Annotated in this window: 17 protein-coding genes; 1 reads left to right on the forward strand and 16 read right to left on the reverse strand. The window is 67.4% G+C overall.

Annotated elements, in window-relative coordinates; translation table 11 throughout:
* Positions 1-45: 45 nt before the first annotated feature.
* Positions 46-318 carry an HU family DNA-binding protein gene (locus AC1DS0_RS11195; protein WP_066468590.1) on the reverse strand — a complete coding sequence of 91 codons (273 nt, stop codon included), beginning with the start codon at positions 316-318 and terminating at the stop codon, positions 46-48.
* Between the two features lie 282 nt (positions 319-600).
* On the opposite strand from AC1DS0_RS11195, the gene AC1DS0_RS11200 reads away from it, so the two are divergent.
* Positions 601-1,842 carry a flavin-dependent oxidoreductase gene (locus tag AC1DS0_RS11200; protein WP_476814410.1) on the forward strand — a complete coding sequence of 414 codons (1,242 nt, stop codon included), beginning with the start codon at positions 601-603 and terminating at the stop codon, positions 1,840-1,842.
* A 7-nt stretch (positions 1,843-1,849) separates the two neighbouring features.
* Here AC1DS0_RS11200 and AC1DS0_RS11205 read toward each other — a convergent pair whose 3' ends face one another.
* The 15 genes from AC1DS0_RS11205 to xdhA all read right to left on the reverse strand — a co-directional run bounded on the left by AC1DS0_RS11205 (position 1,850) and on the right by xdhA (position 18,120).
* Positions 1,850-2,830, reverse strand: coding sequence for a glycerophosphodiester phosphodiesterase family protein (locus AC1DS0_RS11205; RefSeq protein ID WP_476814411.1), 981 nt, complete (start codon positions 2,828-2,830; stop codon positions 1,850-1,852).
* A gap of 62 nt (positions 2,831-2,892) precedes the next feature.
* The gene (locus AC1DS0_RS11210; RefSeq protein ID WP_476814412.1) at positions 2,893-3,273 is read right to left on the reverse strand and encodes a PilZ domain-containing protein; all 381 of its coding nucleotides are present in this window, start codon (positions 3,271-3,273) and stop codon (positions 2,893-2,895) included.
* A 98-nt stretch (positions 3,274-3,371) separates the two neighbouring features.
* Positions 3,372-3,830, reverse strand: a complete 459-nt coding sequence (locus tag AC1DS0_RS11215) for a cupin domain-containing protein (RefSeq protein WP_476814413.1) — start codon at positions 3,828-3,830, stop codon at positions 3,372-3,374.
* 13 nt (positions 3,831-3,843) lie between these two features.
* A complete protein-coding gene (locus tag AC1DS0_RS11220; RefSeq protein ID WP_476814414.1) occupies positions 3,844-4,542 on the reverse strand; it encodes an ABC transporter ATP-binding protein in 699 nt (232 codons plus the stop codon).
* A 3-nt stretch (positions 4,543-4,545) separates the two neighbouring features.
* On the reverse strand, positions 4,546-5,295 hold the full coding sequence (locus tag AC1DS0_RS11225) for an ABC transporter ATP-binding protein (RefSeq protein ID WP_476814415.1): 750 nt from the start codon (positions 5,293-5,295) through the stop codon (positions 4,546-4,548).
* Positions 5,288-6,277, reverse strand: a complete 990-nt coding sequence (locus tag AC1DS0_RS11230) for a branched-chain amino acid ABC transporter permease (protein ID WP_476814416.1) — start codon at positions 6,275-6,277, stop codon at positions 5,288-5,290. The genes AC1DS0_RS11225 and AC1DS0_RS11230 overlap by 8 nt, the downstream gene beginning before the upstream one ends.
* Entirely contained in the window at positions 6,274-7,200 is a 927-nt protein-coding gene (locus tag AC1DS0_RS11235; protein WP_476814417.1) for a branched-chain amino acid ABC transporter permease, read from the reverse strand. Before AC1DS0_RS11235 ends, AC1DS0_RS11230 begins: the two co-directional genes overlap by 4 nt.
* 165 nt (positions 7,201-7,365) lie before the next feature.
* Positions 7,366-8,535 (reverse strand): ABC transporter substrate-binding protein, encoded by a 1,170-nt coding sequence (locus AC1DS0_RS11240; protein ID WP_476814418.1) that lies wholly within the window; start codon positions 8,533-8,535, stop codon positions 7,366-7,368.
* A gap of 267 nt (positions 8,536-8,802) precedes the next feature.
* Positions 8,803-9,876 carry a BMP family ABC transporter substrate-binding protein gene (locus AC1DS0_RS11245; protein WP_454026011.1) on the reverse strand — a complete coding sequence of 358 codons (1,074 nt, stop codon included), beginning with the start codon at positions 9,874-9,876 and terminating at the stop codon, positions 8,803-8,805.
* A gap of 32 nt (positions 9,877-9,908) precedes the next feature.
* Positions 9,909-10,832, reverse strand: a complete 924-nt coding sequence (locus AC1DS0_RS11250; RefSeq protein WP_476814419.1) for an ABC transporter permease — start codon at positions 10,830-10,832, stop codon at positions 9,909-9,911.
* Positions 10,829-11,905 (reverse strand): ABC transporter permease, encoded by a 1,077-nt coding sequence (locus AC1DS0_RS11255; protein ID WP_476814420.1) that lies wholly within the window; start codon positions 11,903-11,905, stop codon positions 10,829-10,831. Before AC1DS0_RS11255 ends, AC1DS0_RS11250 begins: the two co-directional genes overlap by 4 nt.
* A complete protein-coding gene (locus AC1DS0_RS11260; RefSeq protein WP_476814421.1) occupies positions 11,898-13,457 on the reverse strand; it encodes an ABC transporter ATP-binding protein in 1,560 nt (519 codons plus the stop codon). The genes AC1DS0_RS11255 and AC1DS0_RS11260 overlap by 8 nt, the downstream gene beginning before the upstream one ends.
* Complete coding sequence (xdhC, locus tag AC1DS0_RS11265) at positions 13,441-14,307, reverse strand: xanthine dehydrogenase accessory protein XdhC (RefSeq protein ID WP_476814422.1); 867 nt, start codon at positions 14,305-14,307, stop codon at positions 13,441-13,443. The genes AC1DS0_RS11260 and xdhC overlap by 17 nt, the downstream gene beginning before the upstream one ends.
* A complete protein-coding gene (gene xdhB, locus AC1DS0_RS11270; RefSeq protein ID WP_476814423.1) occupies positions 14,304-16,652 on the reverse strand; it encodes a xanthine dehydrogenase molybdopterin binding subunit in 2,349 nt (782 codons plus the stop codon). Before xdhB ends, xdhC begins: the two co-directional genes overlap by 4 nt.
* Positions 16,645-18,120, reverse strand: a complete 1,476-nt coding sequence (gene xdhA, locus AC1DS0_RS11275) for a xanthine dehydrogenase small subunit (protein ID WP_476814424.1) — start codon at positions 18,118-18,120, stop codon at positions 16,645-16,647. The genes xdhB and xdhA overlap by 8 nt, the downstream gene beginning before the upstream one ends.
* Positions 18,121-18,248 lie beyond the last annotated feature (128 nt).

Below are 18,248 nucleotides of genomic sequence, written 5' to 3' on the forward strand. Positions count from 1 at the left end.
CAGGCTGGTCGGACCCGGCTCTGGGCCGCCGCTGTCTAACAAGGCTCAGGCGACGGCGTCGGCCAGATCCTTGGTGACTTTGAACTTCACGACCGTCTTGGCCGGAACCTTGATGGTCGCGCCGGTCGACGGGTTGCGGGCCTCGCGGGCCTCGCGCTTGGCGGCCGCCAGCTTGCCGATGCCGCCGAGCGTGACGTCGCCGCCCGACTTCAGCGTCTTGGCGACGACGCCGGCGAGCGAGCCGAGGATGGCCGAGACATCGGCCTTGGTCTTGCCCGTCTCGTCCGCGATCGCGGCGATCAGTTCGTTCTTGGTCATGAAAACCTCCTAGAGACCAATGTTGTTAAAATTGACGCTGCGCCGAATCCCAACGGATACGGGCGCAACGCGGCGAATCGACGCGCTCTCGCGCACGAACCCGCCATTTGGCATGCTTGCCGCCGAAACACGACGGCAACGGCCGTACATACGCACAGCAATCGGCTTCGTTCCTGTCAAAAGCCGCGAAATTGCGGCGGTTTTCACCAGCTTTGTGGAGCGATTGACAAATTGCCCTGAATTATTTGAAGCTTGAAATAATTCAGGGGAGCGGAACGCGGCATGAAGGCCATCATCATCGGCGGCGGCATCGGGGGGCTGTCACTGGCCCTGATGCTGCACGCACGCGGCATCGCCGCGACAGTTTACGAGCAGGCGAGCGAGATCCGCGAGGTCGGCGTCGGCATCAACACGCTGCCGCACGCGATTCGCGAACTGGCCGAGCTCGGCCTGCTGCCGGCCCTCGATGCAGTGGCGATCCGGACACGCGAGCTGGTCTACATGAACCGCTTCGGCCAGACCGTCTGGCGCGAGCTGCGCGGACTGCACGCGGGCGCTCCGGTGCCGCAGTTCTCGATCCATCGCGGCCGGCTCCAGGGCGTCATTCGCGATGCCGTTGCGGAGCGGCTGGGGCCGGATGCTATTCGCACCGGCCGCCGCCTGCAGGGCTTCCTGCAGGACGAGGGCGGGGTGACCGCGCATTTCGCTGATGCGAAGCTGGGTGAGGGCGGCGAAACGGCGCGCGCCGATATCCTGATCGGAGCCGACGGCATCCATTCGACGGTACGGGCACATTACTTTCCGAACCAGGGCGGGCCGCGCTGGAACGGCGTCCAGATGTGGCGCGGCGCCTGCGACTGGCCGGCCTTTCTCGATGGCGAGAGCATGATCATCGCCGGCGGCATGGCCGGCAAGCTGGTGCTCTACCCGATCGCCGAGGGCAAGAAGCCGGGCACGCGCTTGACCAACTGGGTCGTCAACATCCGCACGGGCGACCCCGCCAAGCCGCCGCCGAAGGAGGCCTGGTCGAAGGCCGGGCGGCTGGAGGACGTGCTGCCCTTCGCCAAGCGCTTCACCGTGCCCGGGCTGGACATCCTCGCCTTGATCCATGCGAGCGGCACCTTCTGGGAGTATCCGATGTGCGACCGCGATCCGCTGCCGCGCTGGAGCCATGGCCGGGTGACGCTGCTCGGCGACGCCGCCCACCCGATGTATCCGGTCGGCTCCAACGGCGCATCGCAGGCGATCCTGGATGCGCGCTGCCTCGCCGACCTCCTGGTCAAGGCCGAGCACCCGCGCCATGCGCTCGCCGCCTATGAGGCGCTGCGTCTGCCGGCGACGGCGGAGATCGTCGCGATGAACCGCGCCGGTGGTCCCGAGCGCGTCATCGATGCGGTCGAGGCGCTGGCGCCCAACGGTTTCGACGATGTCGAGCGCGTCCTGCCCTATGGCAAGCGCGAGCAGATTGTGAAGGCTTATGCAGGCAAGACCGTGCTCTCGGTCGCGCAGCCGGCGAAAGGCTGAGGCTGCCTCAACGCCGCTCGGCCTGCACGAGCGGCGCGATCCGGTCGATCCGGTTGGTCCAGATGCCGGGGAAGGGCCGCTTGAGAGCAGCCAGATCCTCGGCCCGGTCGATGCCGGCGGAGCCGTCTCCGCCGACCAGTGGGCCGGCGACGATGACCTCGCTGCCGGCGGCGCGCATGCGGCCAGTGAACCGCGCCGGCCAGCCCCAGATCCAGCTGGCGTAGTTGGAAGGGATCAGCAGCAGCTGCCGCTCGCAGGATTGCGGTGTGAGTCCGGCCCAGCCGAGTGCGAGGTGATGGATCAGGCAACGCTTCTCCGCCTCCTTGGACATGGTGCGCAGGGTCGGGATGCGTTGGCGCAGCACCGTGATCGGCCGATCGCCGCCATAGGCCATCAGCAGGGAAAGCTGTGCCGGAGGGAGCTTCAGCAGGCGCTCGGCAAGAGCCTCGCCCTCGCGCGGATCGTTGCTCTTGACGTTGATCAGCAGGCGCCGGTCAGGAAAGCGCGCCAGCACCTCATCCAGTGACGGCATCAGGCCGACGCCCTTGCCGCGGAACGGGTAGGTCTTGCCGCCGTCCGCCGTGTAGCCATAGCCGATGTCGAGCGCCTTGAGCTCGGCCAGCGTCTTTTCGCGGGTGACGCCCGTGCCGTTCGTGCGGCAGTCCAGCGTCCAGTCATGGATCACGGCGAACTGGCCGTCGGTGGTCGGGTGGGTGTCGAATTCGACGATGTCGGCGCCCGCGGCGAAGGCCGCGTCCATCGAAGCGATGGTGTTCTCGAGATAGGGGTGCTCCGGCGGATTGATCCGGCTCGCCGTGCAGGTCGTATCGGTGACGCCGCCGGATGGGTAGGTCTGTGCCAGGCCGCGGTGCGCCAATAGGACAGGGCGCCCCGTCGCTGCAGGCGCCAGCAGCGCGGTGTTCTGCACGAATGCGGTGGCGCCCAAAGCCACGGCGGCAATGCCCGCAGCGAGCCAGAGTCGTTTCATCGCTATCCCCTCGAAACGGGGCGCGATGTCGGCGGCGCAAGCCGGCCAAATTCAGCCGGAAATCAGGCGCCTTCCGTCAGCTCGACGATGCGCGCCTTCAGTGCCGTGTTTTCCTGTTCGAGCTGACGCAGCCGTCGCGCCAGGTCGAGCGGGATCGGGGCGTCGTCCTGCCTTGTCGCGGCGGCGAAGGAGACGCCGATGCGCTCGCTGTCGCGCCAGCGGCTGCGCACCATGCGGCTCTCGCGCTTCAGCGGAAAATAGAGCTCGAACAGCTCGGGCAGGACGACGCTGTTCGGAAATACCAGCAGTGCGCCGTCCTCAGACAGATTCCTGATCGTGCAGTCCAGCGTCGACTGGCGCTGGTTGAAGATGACCTTCCCGCCGATCAGGGTCCGGTTGCGGGTCGACCGGCGGCGTTCGATGAAACTGATCGTAGCGGGCATGGCCCCAGCCTTTGCTCTAGCTCAGGTTGAAACAATGCCCGTTCATGCTCCTGGTTGCAGCAGTAAGTCTTCCTTAACCTTAACTGCGCCGCCCTTGCTCAGGCGCCGTCGGGCGGAGGCGGCAGGAAGTCGATCTCGTAGCGCGCCGACAGGGCGACGACCTCGGCCGGGTTCTGCTCCTTCATCGAATGGATCGCCCAGAACAGGTCGTAGAGCCGCCCCGTGGGAGCGACCCAGAACAGGCACTTCACCGGGGCATCGCTCTTGTTGAACAGCCCGTGCGGGATGTTGCGCGGCAGCTTGATCAGGTCGCCGGGCAGGGCATGCGATTCCTGGCCGTCGAGCACGAGGTCGAGCCGGCCCTCGAGCATGTAGATGAACTCGTCCTGGGTCGGATGGATGTGCGGAGGCACGAAGGTGCCGGGCGGGAAGGTGGCGTGCCAGGAGAAGCTGTCCTCGCTCAGCATCTTTGGCACATAGGTCTGGCCGAGGATGTTCCAGGCGATCGCGTCGATCCCCTCATTGGCCTTGGTCACGCCGGCTGTGAGCGGTTTCATCGTTTGCTCTCCTTCAAAGATGCAGGAAGCGGTCCTTGACCGCACTGTCGCTGCGCAGGTCGTCGCTGCTGCCGCGCCAGGCGACGCGACCCTTTTCCAACACAACATGCCGGTCGGCGATCCTGGCGAGCGCATCGACGTTCTTGTCGATCACCAGGATCGACTCGCCCTCGGCCTTCAGCGCGGCGAGGCAGGACCAGATCTCCTGCCGAATGATCGGCGCCAACCCCTCGGTCGCCTCGTCGAGGATGACGAGCTTGGGATTGGTCATCAGGGCGCGGCCGATCGCCAGCATCTGCTGCTCGCCGCCGGAGAGCTGGTTGCCACGATTGGTCTTGCGCTCCCTGAGCCGCGGCAGGAAGGCGTAGACGCGCTCCAGCGTCCAGCGTGCCGAGCCGAAGCGGCTGGCGGCGGTGGCGATCAGGTTCTCCTCGACCGAGAGCGTCGGGAAGATCTGGCGGCCCTCGGGGACGAGGCCAATGCCGGCCTGCGCCAGCCGGAAGGGCGCGCTGCCAGTGAGGTCGACACCGCCGAAGCTGACGCGGCCCGCGCGCGGCCGGATCAGCCCCATGATGGCGCGCACCGTCGTGGTCTTGCCCATGCCATTGCGGCCGAGCAGGGTCACGACCTCGCCGGCACCGACTGAGAGGTCGACGCCAAACAGGATCTGCGCCTCGCCATAGCCGGCATCGAGGTTTTCGACCGTCAGCACGGGCTAGCCCTCCTCGCCGAGATAGGCTTCGCGCACTGCCGGATCGGCCCGCACCATAGCCGGATCGCCGGAGGCGATGACGCGGCCATAGACCAGCACGCTGACGGTGTCGGCGAGCGCGAACACCGCCTCCATGTCGTGCTCGACCAGCAGCATGGCGTAGCGCCCTTTCAGGCTCTTGAGCAGGGCGATCAGGCGTTCGCCTTCCTCCTTGCCGACACCGGCGAGCGGCTCGTCGAGCAGGATCGCCGCCGGCTCCAGTGCCAGCGCCATGGCGATCTCCAGTGCCCGCTTCTCGCCATGGGACAGGCTGCCGGCCGGGACGTGGGCGCGCTCGCTGAGGCCGACCGCATCCAGCGCCGCGCGGGCAGGGCTGTTCAGGCGCTCGTCGCCGGCGGCGTTGCGAAAGAAGGAGAGCGGATGGCTCGCCTTGGCCTGCACGCCGAGCGCGACATTCTCCAGCGCCGAGAGCGAAGCGATGGTGGAGGTGATCTGGAAGGTCCGCGCCAGCCCATGGCGGGCGCGCTTTTCGGCATTGAAGGCGGTGACGTCCTGGCCACGGAACCGGATAGCACCTGCATCCGGCGTCAGCATGCCGGAGATCTGGTGGACCAGCGTGGTCTTGCCGGCGCCGTTCGGGCCGATCAGCGCGTGCAATTCGCCGGGCGCGACCGCGAGGCTGACGCCGTCGGTGACCTTCAGCGCGCCGAAGGACTTGCTCAACGCCTCGAGAACAAGGACCGGATCAGTCATGGCGCGTACCCAGCTTGCGCAGCATCCCGACGATGCCGCCGCGGGTGAACAGCACGAACAGGATGATCATCGGTCCGAAGATGACGCGCCAATGCTCGGTGAGATGCGAGAGCGCATCTTCGGCGATCAGATAGGCGATGGCGCCGATGATCGCGCCATGCAGCGAGCCGACGCCGCCGAGCACCGCCATGAAGATCAGTTCGCCCGAGCGCTGCCAGGACATGAAGGCCGGGCTGACGAACTCGGTATGATTGGCGAGGAAGAAGCCGGACAGGCCCGCCAGCATGCCGCTGATCACATAGGCGATGAGGCGCACGCGGGTGACGTCGAAGCCGGTGACACTGACCCTGGTCGGGTTCTCGCGCGCCGCCCGCAGCACCCGGCCGAAGCGCGAGGCGACGAGGCCGCGCACCAGCAGATAGGCACCGGCGAGCGCGATCAGCACGCTGTAATAGAACGAGGTCCGGTTCGCGAACGGGTTGAAGCCGAGGACGGTGCTCTTTTCATAGAGCGTCAGCCCGTCATCGCCGCCATAGGCCGAGAGCGCCTGCGCCAGGAAATAGACCATCTGGCCGAAGGCGAGGGTGATCATGATGAAGGCGACGCCGCGCGTGCGCAGGCAGACCGCCCCAGTGATCGCGCCGAACAGGGCGCAGGCGACGAGGATCACCGGCAGGATCACCAGCGCCTCGCTCTTGCCCTCGGTGATCATGATGCCGGTGACATAGGCACCGATGCCGAGGAAGGCGGCATGGCCGAAGGAGACGAGCCCGCCGACGCCAAGGATCAGGTCGAGCGAGAGCGCGGCGATGGCGAAGATCAGCGCCCGCGTCAGCAAGGCGAGCCAGCCGGCCGGCATGCCGATGGAGACGGCGAGCGGCACCAGGGCGAGCAGAAGGAACAGGATGGCCGGCAGCAGGACCTTGGCGCGCTCGCGCGGCGGGGCGACGCTGGTCACCTCGGCTGTCGTCGTCGCGCTCATGTCCGGCCTCGTGCCGGCAGCAGGCCTTCAGGTCGCACGAACAGCACCACCGCCATCAACAGGTAGATCAGCATCGAGGACAGGGCGGCGCCGGTCGCGCGCGCCGAGGGCGCGCTCATGAACAACCTGAGGAGATCGTTCATGAAGGAGCGGCCGAGCGTGTCGACCAGGCCGACGATCAGCGCCGCGACGAAGGCGCCGCGGATCGAGCCGATGCCGCCGATGACGATGACGACGAAGGCGAGGATCAGCACGGTGTCGCCCATGCCGGGCTCGACCGAGAGGATCGGCGCCGCCATCGCCCCGGCGAAGCCCGCCAGCATCGTGCCGAAGGCGAAGACGATCATGAACAGCTTGCGGATGTCGACGCCGAGCGCCGAGACCATCGGCGCATTGGAGGCGCCGGCGCGCAGCAGCATGCCGGTGCGGGTCTTCTCGACGATGAACCAGAGCAGGGCGCCGACGCCGAGCCCGGCGCCGATCAGCGCGAAGCGATAGGTGGGGTAAAGGATGCCGTCCATCAGCGCGACGTTGCCGGTCAGGAACGCCGGCAGCGGCACGGAGAGGGGGGCGGCGCCCCAGATCATCTTGACGCCCTGGTTGAGCAGCAGGATCAGCCCGAAGGTCGCCAGCACCTGGTCGAGATGGTCGCGCTCGTAGAGATGGCGGAAGACCAGGAATTCGAGCGCGAGGCCGAAGACCAGCGCCGCCGCCAATGCCAGGACGAGCCCGAGCACGAAGCTGCCGGTCAAGGCGACGAAGGTCACCGCCAGATAGGCGCCGAGCATGTACTGCACGCCATGCGCCAGGTTGATGAAGTCCATCACGCCGAAGACCAGCGTCAGCCCTGCCGCCACCAGGAACAGCAGGATGCCGAACTGCAGCCCGTTCAGGATCTGGACGATGAGGAGGCCGGTGGTCATGCGCTTGCGCAACTCGGCTTGAGAAAAACAGATGCCATCATCCCGGCCGCAGCGAAGCGGAGAGCCGGGATCCATGCCTGAACATCGATCGGTCTGGCATGGATCCCGGGTCGGGCTGGTGCCCACCCGGGATGACCATTCAGGTCGCGATGAAGGATGTCGCCGTCACTTCAGCGCGCAATCCTTCGCATGCGGGTCGGCGTAGTCCTCGAACACCTTCTGGGCGATCTCGGTCTGGAACTTGCCATCGGCCCGCTTGGCGACCTTGACCAGGTAGAAGTCCTGGATCGGGTAGCCATTGGTGTTGAACTTGAACTTGCCGCGCAGCGAGGTGAAGTCGGCCTTCTTGATCGCGGCGCGCAGCTTGTCCTTGTCGGCGGTGCCGCCGGCGGCCTTGACGGCCGAGTCGATCAGCTGGGCCGCGTCGAAGGCCTGCTGGGCATAGGAGCCGGGCACGATCTTGTAGGCGGCTTCATAGGCCGAGACGAACTTCTTCGTCTGCGGGTTGTCCATGTTGGGCGCCCAGGTCATGCCGCCGAACATCCCGACCGCTGCGTCCTGCTGCGCCGGCAGCGTCGATTCGTCGACGGTGAAGGCGGAGAGGAAGGGCACCTTGCCGGTCAGGCCGGCCTGCGACCACTGCTTGACGAAGTTGACGCCGAGGCCGCCGGGCAGGAAGGCGAAGACCACGTCCGGCTTGGCCGAGGCGATTTTGGCGAGCTCGGCCGAGAAATCGAGCGCATTCAGCGGCACATAGACCTCGTCGAGGACCTCGCCCTTGAAGTAGCGCTTGAAGCCGGCGAGCGAGTCCTTACCCGCCTGATAGTTGGGCGCGATGATGTAGGCCTTCTTGTAGTTCTGGTCCTGCGCGTACTTGCCCAGTACCTCGTGGACCTGGTCGTTCTGGTACGAGGTCACGAAGAAGTTCTGGTGGCAGGCCTTGCCGGCCATGGTCGAGGGGCCGGCATTCGGGCTGATCAGGATCGCGCCGGAGTCCAGCACCGGCTTGGCGATCGCGCCGAGGATGTTCGAGAACACCGGGCCGACGACGAAGTCGACCTTGCCGCCCTCGACGTAGCTGCGCACCTTGCCGACCGCGACATCGGGCTTGAGCTCATCGTCGATCACGGTGATCTGCACCGGCACGCCGCCGAGCTTGCCGCCGTTCTGGTCGACCGCGAGCTGGAAGCCGTCGCGAACCTGCTGGCCGAGCGCTGCCGCCGGCCCAGTCAGCACGCTGACCACGCCGATCTTCAGGGGCTCCTGCGCCTGGGCGGTGGCGAGCCCGAGTGCGAGCACACCGGCGCCGAGCGACAGGGTGAATTTGAGCGTCATGTCTGATGTCCTCCCAGGACGTGCCAGATGCGGCCGCCGGCGGGGTTCCCCATCCCTGTCCGTGCGGCGTCGGCGGCCATATTGTTTCAAGCTTAAAATATCTGCAAGGGGGACTCGTGGGGAAATTTTCTTGCGTTGGGGGAGCGTCATTCTCGGGCGGAGCGAAGCGCAGACCCGAGAATCAGACGAGAAGGCGCCGAGAGGAGCCTCCTTAGGCAAGAGATGCTCGGGACGAGCCCGAGCATGACGTTTCCTTGATTGCCGTTCTCAGGCCTGCACGCCGTCGACGTACCAGTCCATCTTCGAGAGCATCTCGTCGCTGGCGGTCTCGCCGGCCTTGAGGCGCAGCGTGCCCTTCTGGTCCTTGAGCTCGCCGGTGAAGGGGTGGAGCGTGCCGGCGATGATGCCCTTCTGCACTTCGTCCGCGGCGGCGCGTGCCGCCGGCGTGATGGCGTCGTTATAGGGCGCGAGCTTGACCATGCCTTCCTTGAGGCCATGCCAGACGTCGCCGGTCTTCCAGGTGCCGTCCATCGCCTCCTTGACGCGCTTGATGTAGTAGCCCGACCAGTCGTCGACGATGGCCGAGAGATGCGCCTTCGGCGCGAAGGCCTTCATGTCCGAAGCCTGGCCGAAGGCGAAGACGCCGCGCTGCTCGGCCGCCTGCAGCGGAGCGGCGGAATCGGTGTGCTGGGTGATCATGTCGGCGCCCTGGTCGATCAGCGCCTTGGCCGCATCGGCCTCCTTGGCCGGGTCATACCAGGTCGAGCACCAGATCACCTTGGTCTTGAAGTTGGGGTTCACCTTCTTCGCCGCGAGATGGAAGGCATTGATGCCCATCACCACCTCGGGGATCGGGAAGGAGGCGACATAGCCGGCCTGGCCGGTCTTCGACATATGGCCGGCGATGGTGCCGATCGCGGCGCGACCCTCGTAGAAGCGGGCATTGTAGGTCGCGACGTTCTCGGCGCGCTGATAGCCGGTCGCGTGCTCGAAGAAGATCTTCGGGAACTGCTTGGCGACCTGGATCGTCGGGTTCATGAAACCGAACGAGGTGGTGAAGATCAGCTGGTTGCCGGCCTGGGCGAGCTGGCGGATGGCGCGTGCCGCGTCCGGGCCCTCGGCGACGTTCTCGATGAAGCTGGTCTTGATCTTGCTGCCGTAGTGCTTCTCCAGCGCGAGGCGGCCCTGGTCATGGGTCCAGGTGTAGCCATGGTCGCCGATCGGGCCGACATAGACGAAGCCGACGCCGAACGGCGCCTGGGCGCGCGCGCCGACCAGCGGCAGGGCCGAGCTGGCAGCAGCACCGGCAAGAAGAGTGCGGCGAGTGATGATGGTCGACATGGTGGTGTTCCCCGTTGTCGGTTGCGACGCCGTCAGGGCGCCGGGAAAGGCTTGCCGAGGCAGGCGGGCGCGTCGCGTCCGCCGGTCCTCCGTCCTAGCGACATCATGGTCAGAACCACAATCGTCGCAAGGTAGGGGGTCATCGCCAGCACCTCGGGTGCGATGAAGCTGAGGCCCGCCGCCTTGGCCTGCAATTCGAAGGTCGCGACCGCGCCGAAGAGATAGGCGCCGATCAGCAGCCGGCCCGGCTTCCAGGCGGCGAAGACGACCAAAGCGAGTGCGATCCAGCCACGGCCGGCGGTCAGCCGGTCGGCCCACATCGGCGTCAGCGCCAGCGAGAAATAGGCGCCACCGAGACCGGCCAGCGCGCCGCCGAACGCGGTTGCGGCCGTGCGGATTGCCAGCACGCGATAGCCGATCGCATGGGCGGAATCGGCGTTCTCACCGACGGCGCGCAGGATCAGTCCGGCCTTCGTCCGGCGCAGGAACAGGCTGACGAAGAACACAAGCGCGAGCGAGACATAGACGATCGCGTCATGCCCGAAGACGAGGCGCAGCCAGGGATGCGCAGCGTAATCGGCCGGGAAGAGCGGGCCGAGCCGCTCGATCGTACGCCCGACGAAGCCGGCGCCGATCAGCGAGGAGGCGCCGATGCCGAAGATCGTCAGGGCAAGGCCCGTCGCGACCTGGTTGGAGCCGAGGCCGAGCGTCAGCAGCGCGAAGATCATCGCTGCCGCGACGCCAGCCAGTGTGGCGGCCAGCAGGCCGAGCGGGACACTGCCGGTGGAATAGGCAACGGCGAAGCCCGCGACCGCGCCGCACAGCATCATGCCCTCGACGCCGAGATTGAGCACGCCGGCCTTCTCGGTCACGAGCTCGCCGAGACCGGCGAGCAGGATCGGCGTCGCCGCGGCGGCGAGCGTCATGAAGATCGAAACGAGGATGGCGGCGGTCATGGTGCCACCTTCGCCGGGCGTGCCTTCCAGGCGAGCCGCCAGCGCACCAGCACGTCGGTCGCAAGCAGGAAGAACAGCAGCAGCGCCTGAAACATGCCGGTGGCCGCCGAGGGCAGGCGTACTGTGCTCTGGGCGATCTCGCCGCCGACATAGGTCACCGCCAGCACCAGCGCGCCGAAGACGATGCCAGGGGGCGAGAGACGGCCGAGAAAGGCGACGATGATCGCGGTGAAGCCGTAGCCGACCGGGAATTGCGGCGTGAGCTGGCCGAAGGGACCGGCCGCCTCGAAGATGCCGGCGAGGCCGGCAAGGCCACCGCCGGCGAGCAGCGCCGCCCAGGTGACGCGGTCCGCATCGAAGCCACCATGGCGGGCGGCTGCCGGGGCGCGCCCGACGACGCGGACGGCATAGCCGGCGACGGTCTTGGCCATCACGAACCAAGCGACGAGCGCCAGCAGGACGGCGAGCGGCACACCGAGATGCACGAGCGAGCCTTCCGCGACCGCCGGCAGCGTCTGGGAGGCGCTGAACATCTTGGTCTGCGGGAAATTGAAGCCGTCCGGGTCCTTCCACGGGCCGCGCACGAGGTAATACAGGAATTGCACCGCGACATAGGTCAGCATCAGGCTGGTCAGGATCTCGCTGACCTGGAGGCGCACCTTGAGCAGGGCGGGGAGCGCCGCATAGGCCGCGCCGCCCAGGATGCCGGCGAGCGCCATCGCCGGCAGGATCCACCAGCCAGTCATGTCATGGGTCAGGAGCGCAACGCCGGTGCCGGCGATCGCACCCATGACGTACTGTCCCTCGGCGCCGATGTTCCAGACATTGGCGCGAAAGCCGATGGCGAGGCCGAGCGCGATCATGACGAGAGGCGCCGCCTTGACGCCGAGATCGGCCCAGCGCTGCGGCTCGATCAGGGGCGTGATGAAGATCGCGGTCACCGCGCGCAGGCCGTCATAGCCGATCGAGCCGAAGACCAGCATGCCGGTCAGCATGGTGAGCCCAATCGCGATCAGCGGGCTGAGATACAGCATCGCCTTGCTGGGCTCGCGCCGGCGCCGCCATTCAAGCATGCGCCGGCTCCACCTGATGGCTTTCGCCATGGACGCCGCCCATCAGCAGGCCGATCTCTTCGAGCTTCAGGCCCGCGACCGGCCGCGCCTGCGACAGTCGCCCTTCGTTGATCACACAGAGCCGGTCGGAGAGCTCGAGCAATTCGTCTAGATCCTGCGAGATCACCACGATGGCCGAGCCCTGCGCGGCGAGGTCGACCAGTGCCTGCCGGATTGCGGCGGCAGCGCCGGCATCGACCCCCCAGGTCGGCTGCGCGACCACCAGCACGTCGGGGCGCTGCCCGATCTCGCGGCCCATGATGAACTTCTGCAGGTTGCCGCCGGAGAGCGAGCCGGCGAGCGCCGACGGGCCGGTTGTGCGGACATCGAAGCGGGCGATGACATCCTTCGCATAAGCCTCGACCGGCCCTTGCCGGATCATGCCCGATGGCGCGAGGGGCAGGCGATGGCGCGCAGTCAGCACGACGTTCTCGGCGAGCGAGAACTCGGGCACGGCGGCGTGGCCGTTGCGCTCCTCGGGCACGCAGGCGAGGCCGGCGGCGCGGCGGGCGCCGGCATCGGCCAGGCCGATCGACTGGCCGTCGAGCCGGATCGCCTCATTGCGGGAGGCGAGATGCTCGCCCGAAAGCGCCATCAGCAATTCGGCCTGGCCATTGCCGGCGACGCCGGCGATGCCGAGGATCTCGCCGGCCTGGGCGGAGAAGGAGATGGCCTTCAGACTGGTGCCGAAGGGCGGCTCGCCCGGCATGTCGAGCTTCTCGACCGAAAGCCGGGCCGCACCGGCCTTGCCGTCACCGGCCGGCCGCTCGATGCTCTTCAGCTCCGCCCCGATCATCAGTTCGGCCATGCGTCGCGTCGTTTCGACACGCGGATCGCAGGTCGCGACGACCTTGCCGCCGCGCAGGATGGTCGCGGCCTCGCACAGCGCTTTGATCTCATGCAGCTTGTGGCTGATGTAGAGGATCGAGCAGCCCTCGCTGGCGATCTGGCGCAGTGTCTCGAACAGGCGCTCGACCTCCTGCGGCGTCAGCACCGAGGTCGGCTCGTCCATGATCAGCAGCTTCGGCTTCTGCAGCAGGCAGCGCACGATCTCGATGCGCTGGCGCTCGCCGACCGAGAGCGTATGCACCTCGCGGTCCGGGTCGAGTGGCAAAGAATAGCTGTCGAGGATCGCCTTGATCCGCGCCTTCAGCTCCTCGGCCGGGATGGTCTCGTCGAGGCCGAGCGCGATGTTCTCAAGCACGGTCATGCCGTCGAACAGCGAGAAATGCTGGAAGACCATGCCGATGCCGAGCTTGCGCGCCGCCTTGGGCGAGGCGATCTCGACCGGCCGGCCGTCGAAGCTGATCTGCCCCTCGTCGGCGCGCTGCACGCCATAGATGATCTTGACCAGGGTCGATTTGCCGGCGCCGTTCTCACCGAGCAGGGCATGGATCTCGCCGGGGCGGACTGAAAGGCTGATGTCCTGATTGGCCTTCACGCCCGGAAAGCTCTTCGAGACATGGGCGAGCGCCAAGCGCGAAGGTGCCGTCTGGTCAGGCGGCTGCGTCATGGCGGTTCTGTGCCCTCGCGCGTCCAGTGGCGGACCTCCCCGCGAGGCCCGCCTTCTCGCCAAGCAAGCAACGCACCAGCTCGGCACTCGTCAAGGCGGCGATCACCTCCGGACGCTTGTCATGCACATCCGATCCGCCGATCGGGCAGGTGAGCCCGGCCAGCGCCTTGCTGCCGGGATGGCGGCGGCGAAAGCTGGCCTCGAAGCGGGCGCGCTTCGTGCCCGAGCCGATCATCCCGACATAGGCCGCATCGCCGCGCAGCAGCGCCGCCTCGGCCAGGCGATAATCGAGCGCATGGCTATGGGTCAGGACGACAAAGGCGGAGCCCGGCCGCGCAGCGGCCAGCGCGGTCTCGGGATCGTCGAGCTGCAGGCAAGCGATGGTCGCGGGCACCTCGCCGAACTGGCCGAGTCGGTCATCGATCAGGGTTGCTGCGACCGGCAGCAAGGCAAGGCTGCGCGCCAGCGCCTTGCCGGTGTGCCCGGCGCCGAAGATCAGCACTTGTGGCCGCTCGGCCGCTGCATTCGCCTCGGCCTGCCTCAGCGCTTCGAGATGGCTTGCCGTCGCCGGTTCCATCGCCACCCGCACGCGGCCGCCGCAGCACTGGCCCATTTGCGGGCCGAGTGGGATGTCGATCAACTGCTGCGGGCCGCCGCTGTCGAGCATGATGCGGGCGAGGTCGATGCAGTGGAATTCGAGTTGGCCGCCGCCGATGGTGCCGGCGCTGCCACGGGCGCTGACGATCATCGTCGCGCCGGCCTCGCGCGGCGTCGAGCCCTGGGCCTCCGTGATGCGGACGATGACGGCGCCTTCGGTGAGGCTAGCGGCGAGGAAGTTGGCGGGGGTCATCGTACCGCCTCCGCCTGCGCCCTTACCCGGTCGATCGCGTCGAGCACGCGCTCCGGCGTGGCTGGTGCGTCGAGCTGCGGGCAGACGCGATGGTCGCCGACGCTCGCCACCGCATCGGAGAGCGCGTGCAGCACGCTGATCGCCAGCATCAGCGGCGGCTCGCCGACCGCCTTGGAACGATGGACGGTATGCTCGCGATTGGGCGCCTTCTCCAAGAGCGCGACGTTGAAGATCCGCGGACGATCGGAGGCCACAGGGATCTTGTAGGTCGAAGGCGCGTGCGTCCTGAGCCGCCCCTTCTCGTCCCAGACCAGCTCCTCGGTGGTCAGCCACCCCATGCCCTGGACGAAGCCGCCCTCGATCTGGCCCTTGTCGATCGCCGGGTTCAGCGAGTTGCCGCAATCGTGCAGGATGTCGACCCGTTCGACCTTGTACTCGCCGGTCAGCGTGTCGATCGCGACCTCGGCCGCGGCGGCACCATAGGCGAAATAGTAGAAGGGGTGGCCGCGCCCGGCCTTGCGGTCCCAATGGATCTTCGGCGTCGCGTAGAAGCCCGTGGCCGAGAGCTGGACGCGCGCCATATAGGCCGCTTTGACCAGTTCGACGAAGCCGATCTCGCGCGCACCGACCTGCACTCTGCCGGGCAGGAAGGCGATCGCCTCCGGCTTTTCCTGCCAGTGCTCACAGGCGAAGGCGATGAGCCGCTGCTTGATCGTCTCGCAGGCGTCGAGCGCCGCCATGCCGTTGAGGTCTGAGCCTGAGGAGGCGGCCGTTGCCGAGGTGTTCGGAACCTTGCCGGTGGTCGTCGCGGTGATCTTGATCTGCTCCAGCCCGATGCCGAAGGCCTGCGCCACCACTTGCGCCACCTTCTGGTAGAGCCCCTGGCCCATTTCGGTGCCGCCATGGTTCAGCGCCACGGTGCCATCGGTATAGACGTGGACCAGCGCACCCGCCTGATTGTACCAGGTCGCGGTGAAGGAGATCCCGAACTTGACTGGGGTCAGCGCGATGCCGCGCTTGATCACCGGGCTCGTCCGGTTGAAGGCGCGGATTGCGTCCTGCCGGGCGCGGTAGTCGCAGGAATGTTCGAGGTCTTCGATCACCTCGGCGGCGATCATGTCCTCGACCTGCTGGTGATAGGGCGTGATCTCGCGGCCTTCGCCGCCATAGAGGTTGCGCTTCCTCACCTCCAGCGGATCGAGGCCGGTGGCATAGGCGACCTCCTCGATGAAGCGCTCGGCCCCGACCATGCCCTGCGGCCCGCCGAAGCCGCGGAAGGCGGTGTTCGAAACGGTGTTCGTGCGCAGGGGCTCGGAACGGGCCCGCACCGCCGGATAGAAATAGCAGTTGTCCATGTGGAACAGCGCGCGGTCGGTGACCGGGCCGGAGAGATCGGCGTTCCAGCCGCAGCGCGCGGCATAGACCGCATCGACCGCATGGATGCGGCCGTCATCGTCGAAGCCGACCTCGTAATCGACGACGAAGTCGTGGCGCTTGCCGGTGATGACCATGTCGTCGTCGCGGTCTGGCCTGAGCTTCACCGGCCGCTTCAGCTTGCGGGCGGCGAGCGCCGCGACGCAGGCGAAGAGATTGGCCTGCGTCTCCTTGCCGCCGAAGCCGCCGCCCATGCGCCGGACCTCGATCGTCACCGCATGCGTGCCGACACCGAGCACCTGGGCGACCATGTGCTGGACCTCGCTCGGATGCTGCGTCGAGCACAGCACGAGCATGTCCTGGTCCTCGCCCGGGATTGCGAGCGAGATCTGGCTTTCCAGGTAGAAATGGTCCTGCCCGCCGATCGCCATCGAGCCCTTCAGCCGGCGCGGGCTGGCGGCGAGGGCGGAGGCGACATCGCCGCGTTCGAGCTTGAGCGGCTCGGTGACGAGTTCGGAGCCGGCGGCGCGGGCGGCGGCGACGTCGAGCAGGGGAGGCGCCTCATCATAGGTCGCCTTGGCCAGCAGCGCGGCATGGCGGGCCTGCTCGCGCGTCTCGGCAATGACCGCAAAGAGCGGCTGGCCGTGATGCAGGATGTCGCTTGTCGCGAAGACAGGTTCGTCATGCCTGTGCGTCGAGGAGATGTCGTTCGCGCCGGGGATGTCGATGGCGGTGAGGACCGACTGCACGCCCGGCGCCGCCGCTACGGCCGACAGGTCGAGCGCGAGCAGCTTGCCATGCGCGATCGTCGAAAGGCCGAGACAGGCATGGGCGAGACCGGCCGGCTCGGCGATGTCGTCGATGTAGAGAGCTTCACCGGCGACATGCTTGTCGGCGGAATCATGCTTCAGCGGCGAGCCGACGATCGGCCGCGTCGCCATGGCGTCGAGCCGCTTGCGCGCGTCAGCCATGGTTGGCCTCCGCCAGCAGGCCGGCGACGCGGGTCGATGTCTCGGGCGCCGTCGTCTCGATCAGGAAGCGTCGCAGCAGGTTGCCGGCAACCTTCTGCCGGTAAGCTGCCGAGGCCCGCATATCGGTCAGCGGCGTGAAATCCTTTGCCAACGCGGCGATTGCAGCGGTGACCGCCGCCTCGTCCCAGGCGCGGCCGAGCAGGGCCGCTTCTGCCGCCTTCGCCCGCTTGGGGATGCCAGCCATGCCGCCATAGGCGAGCCGCGCCGCGCTGATGCGGCCGGTGTCATCGAGCTCGAGATAGAAGGCGCTGCAAACGGCTGAGATATCCTCGTCGAAGCGTTTCGAGATCTTCGAGATGTGGAAGAGAGCGCCCGCCGCTAGTTTCGGCACCAGCACGGCCTCGACGAACTCGCCCGGCTGCCGGTCCTGCTTGCGATAGTCGAGGAAAAAGGCTTCGAGCGGGAGTTCACGGCGCTCGCTGTCCTTGCGCAGCACCAGGGTCGCCCCGAGCGCGATCAGCGCCGGCGGCAGGTCGCCGATCGGCGAGCCATTGGCGATGTTACCGCCGATCGTGCCGGCATTGCGCACCTGCTCGCCGCCGAAGCGGCGCAGCATCTCGTCGAGCTGCGGCGAGAGGCCGGCGAGCGCCTCGCGCACCGTGACCTGGTTCGCCATCGCGCCGAAGCGAAGATGATCGCCTTCGTCCGAGATCGCGCGCAATTCGTCGATCCGGCCGAGAGAAATCACCGGATCGAGCCGGCGCATGCCCTTGGTGACCCAGAGACCGACATCGGTCGCGCCGGCGACCAAAGTCGCCTGTGGATGGGCGCTGACGAGCTCGGCCAGCGCCGCGACCGTGGGGGGAGCATAGAAATGGCGTTCGCCATCGCCGATCGAAATCGTCTCGCCATCTGCGAGCGCTTTCAGTTGGGCGATGACAGCGGGCATCCCGGCGACGAAACGGTCCTTCTCGCGCTCGGCACCATCCATGCGCTGCGCGGCAGCGATGATCGGTTCATAGCCGGTGCAACGGCAGAGATTGCCGGCGAGCGCGTCCTCGATGCGCTGCACCGAGGGCGCCCGCTCGTTCAGCCAGAGCGCGAGCAGCGACATTACGAAACCGGGCGTGCAGAAGCCGCATTGCGAGCCGTGGCAGTCGACCATCGCCTGCTGCACCGGATGGAGGGTGCCGTCCGGCGCCTTCAGATGCTCGACGGTCAGGACATGGCAGCCGTCCAGCGTCGGCAGGAAGCGGATGCAGGCGTTGATCGCCTCATAGCGCAGGCGGCCACCGTCGAGCCGGCCGACGACGATGGTGCAGGCGCCGCAATCGCCCTCTGCGCAGCCTTCCTTGGTGCCGGTGCGGCGCCGGTCGAGCCTGAGCCAGTCGAGCACGGTGCGGGTCGGATCGCAGGAGGCGATCTCGACCAGCTCGTCGCTGAGCAGGAAACGCAGGGTCTCACGCATGGCGCCTTCTCCCTCCCCCCGCTTGCGGCGGGGAGGGTTGGGGTGGGGGGCAGTGCCGCTCGGCGAGACCATCCAGGGTGGTGCTCCGGCTTTCCGTCCCCCCATCCCTAACCCTTCCCCACCGCAAG

This window comes from Allobosea sp. P4_H5 (assembly GCF_056400825.1).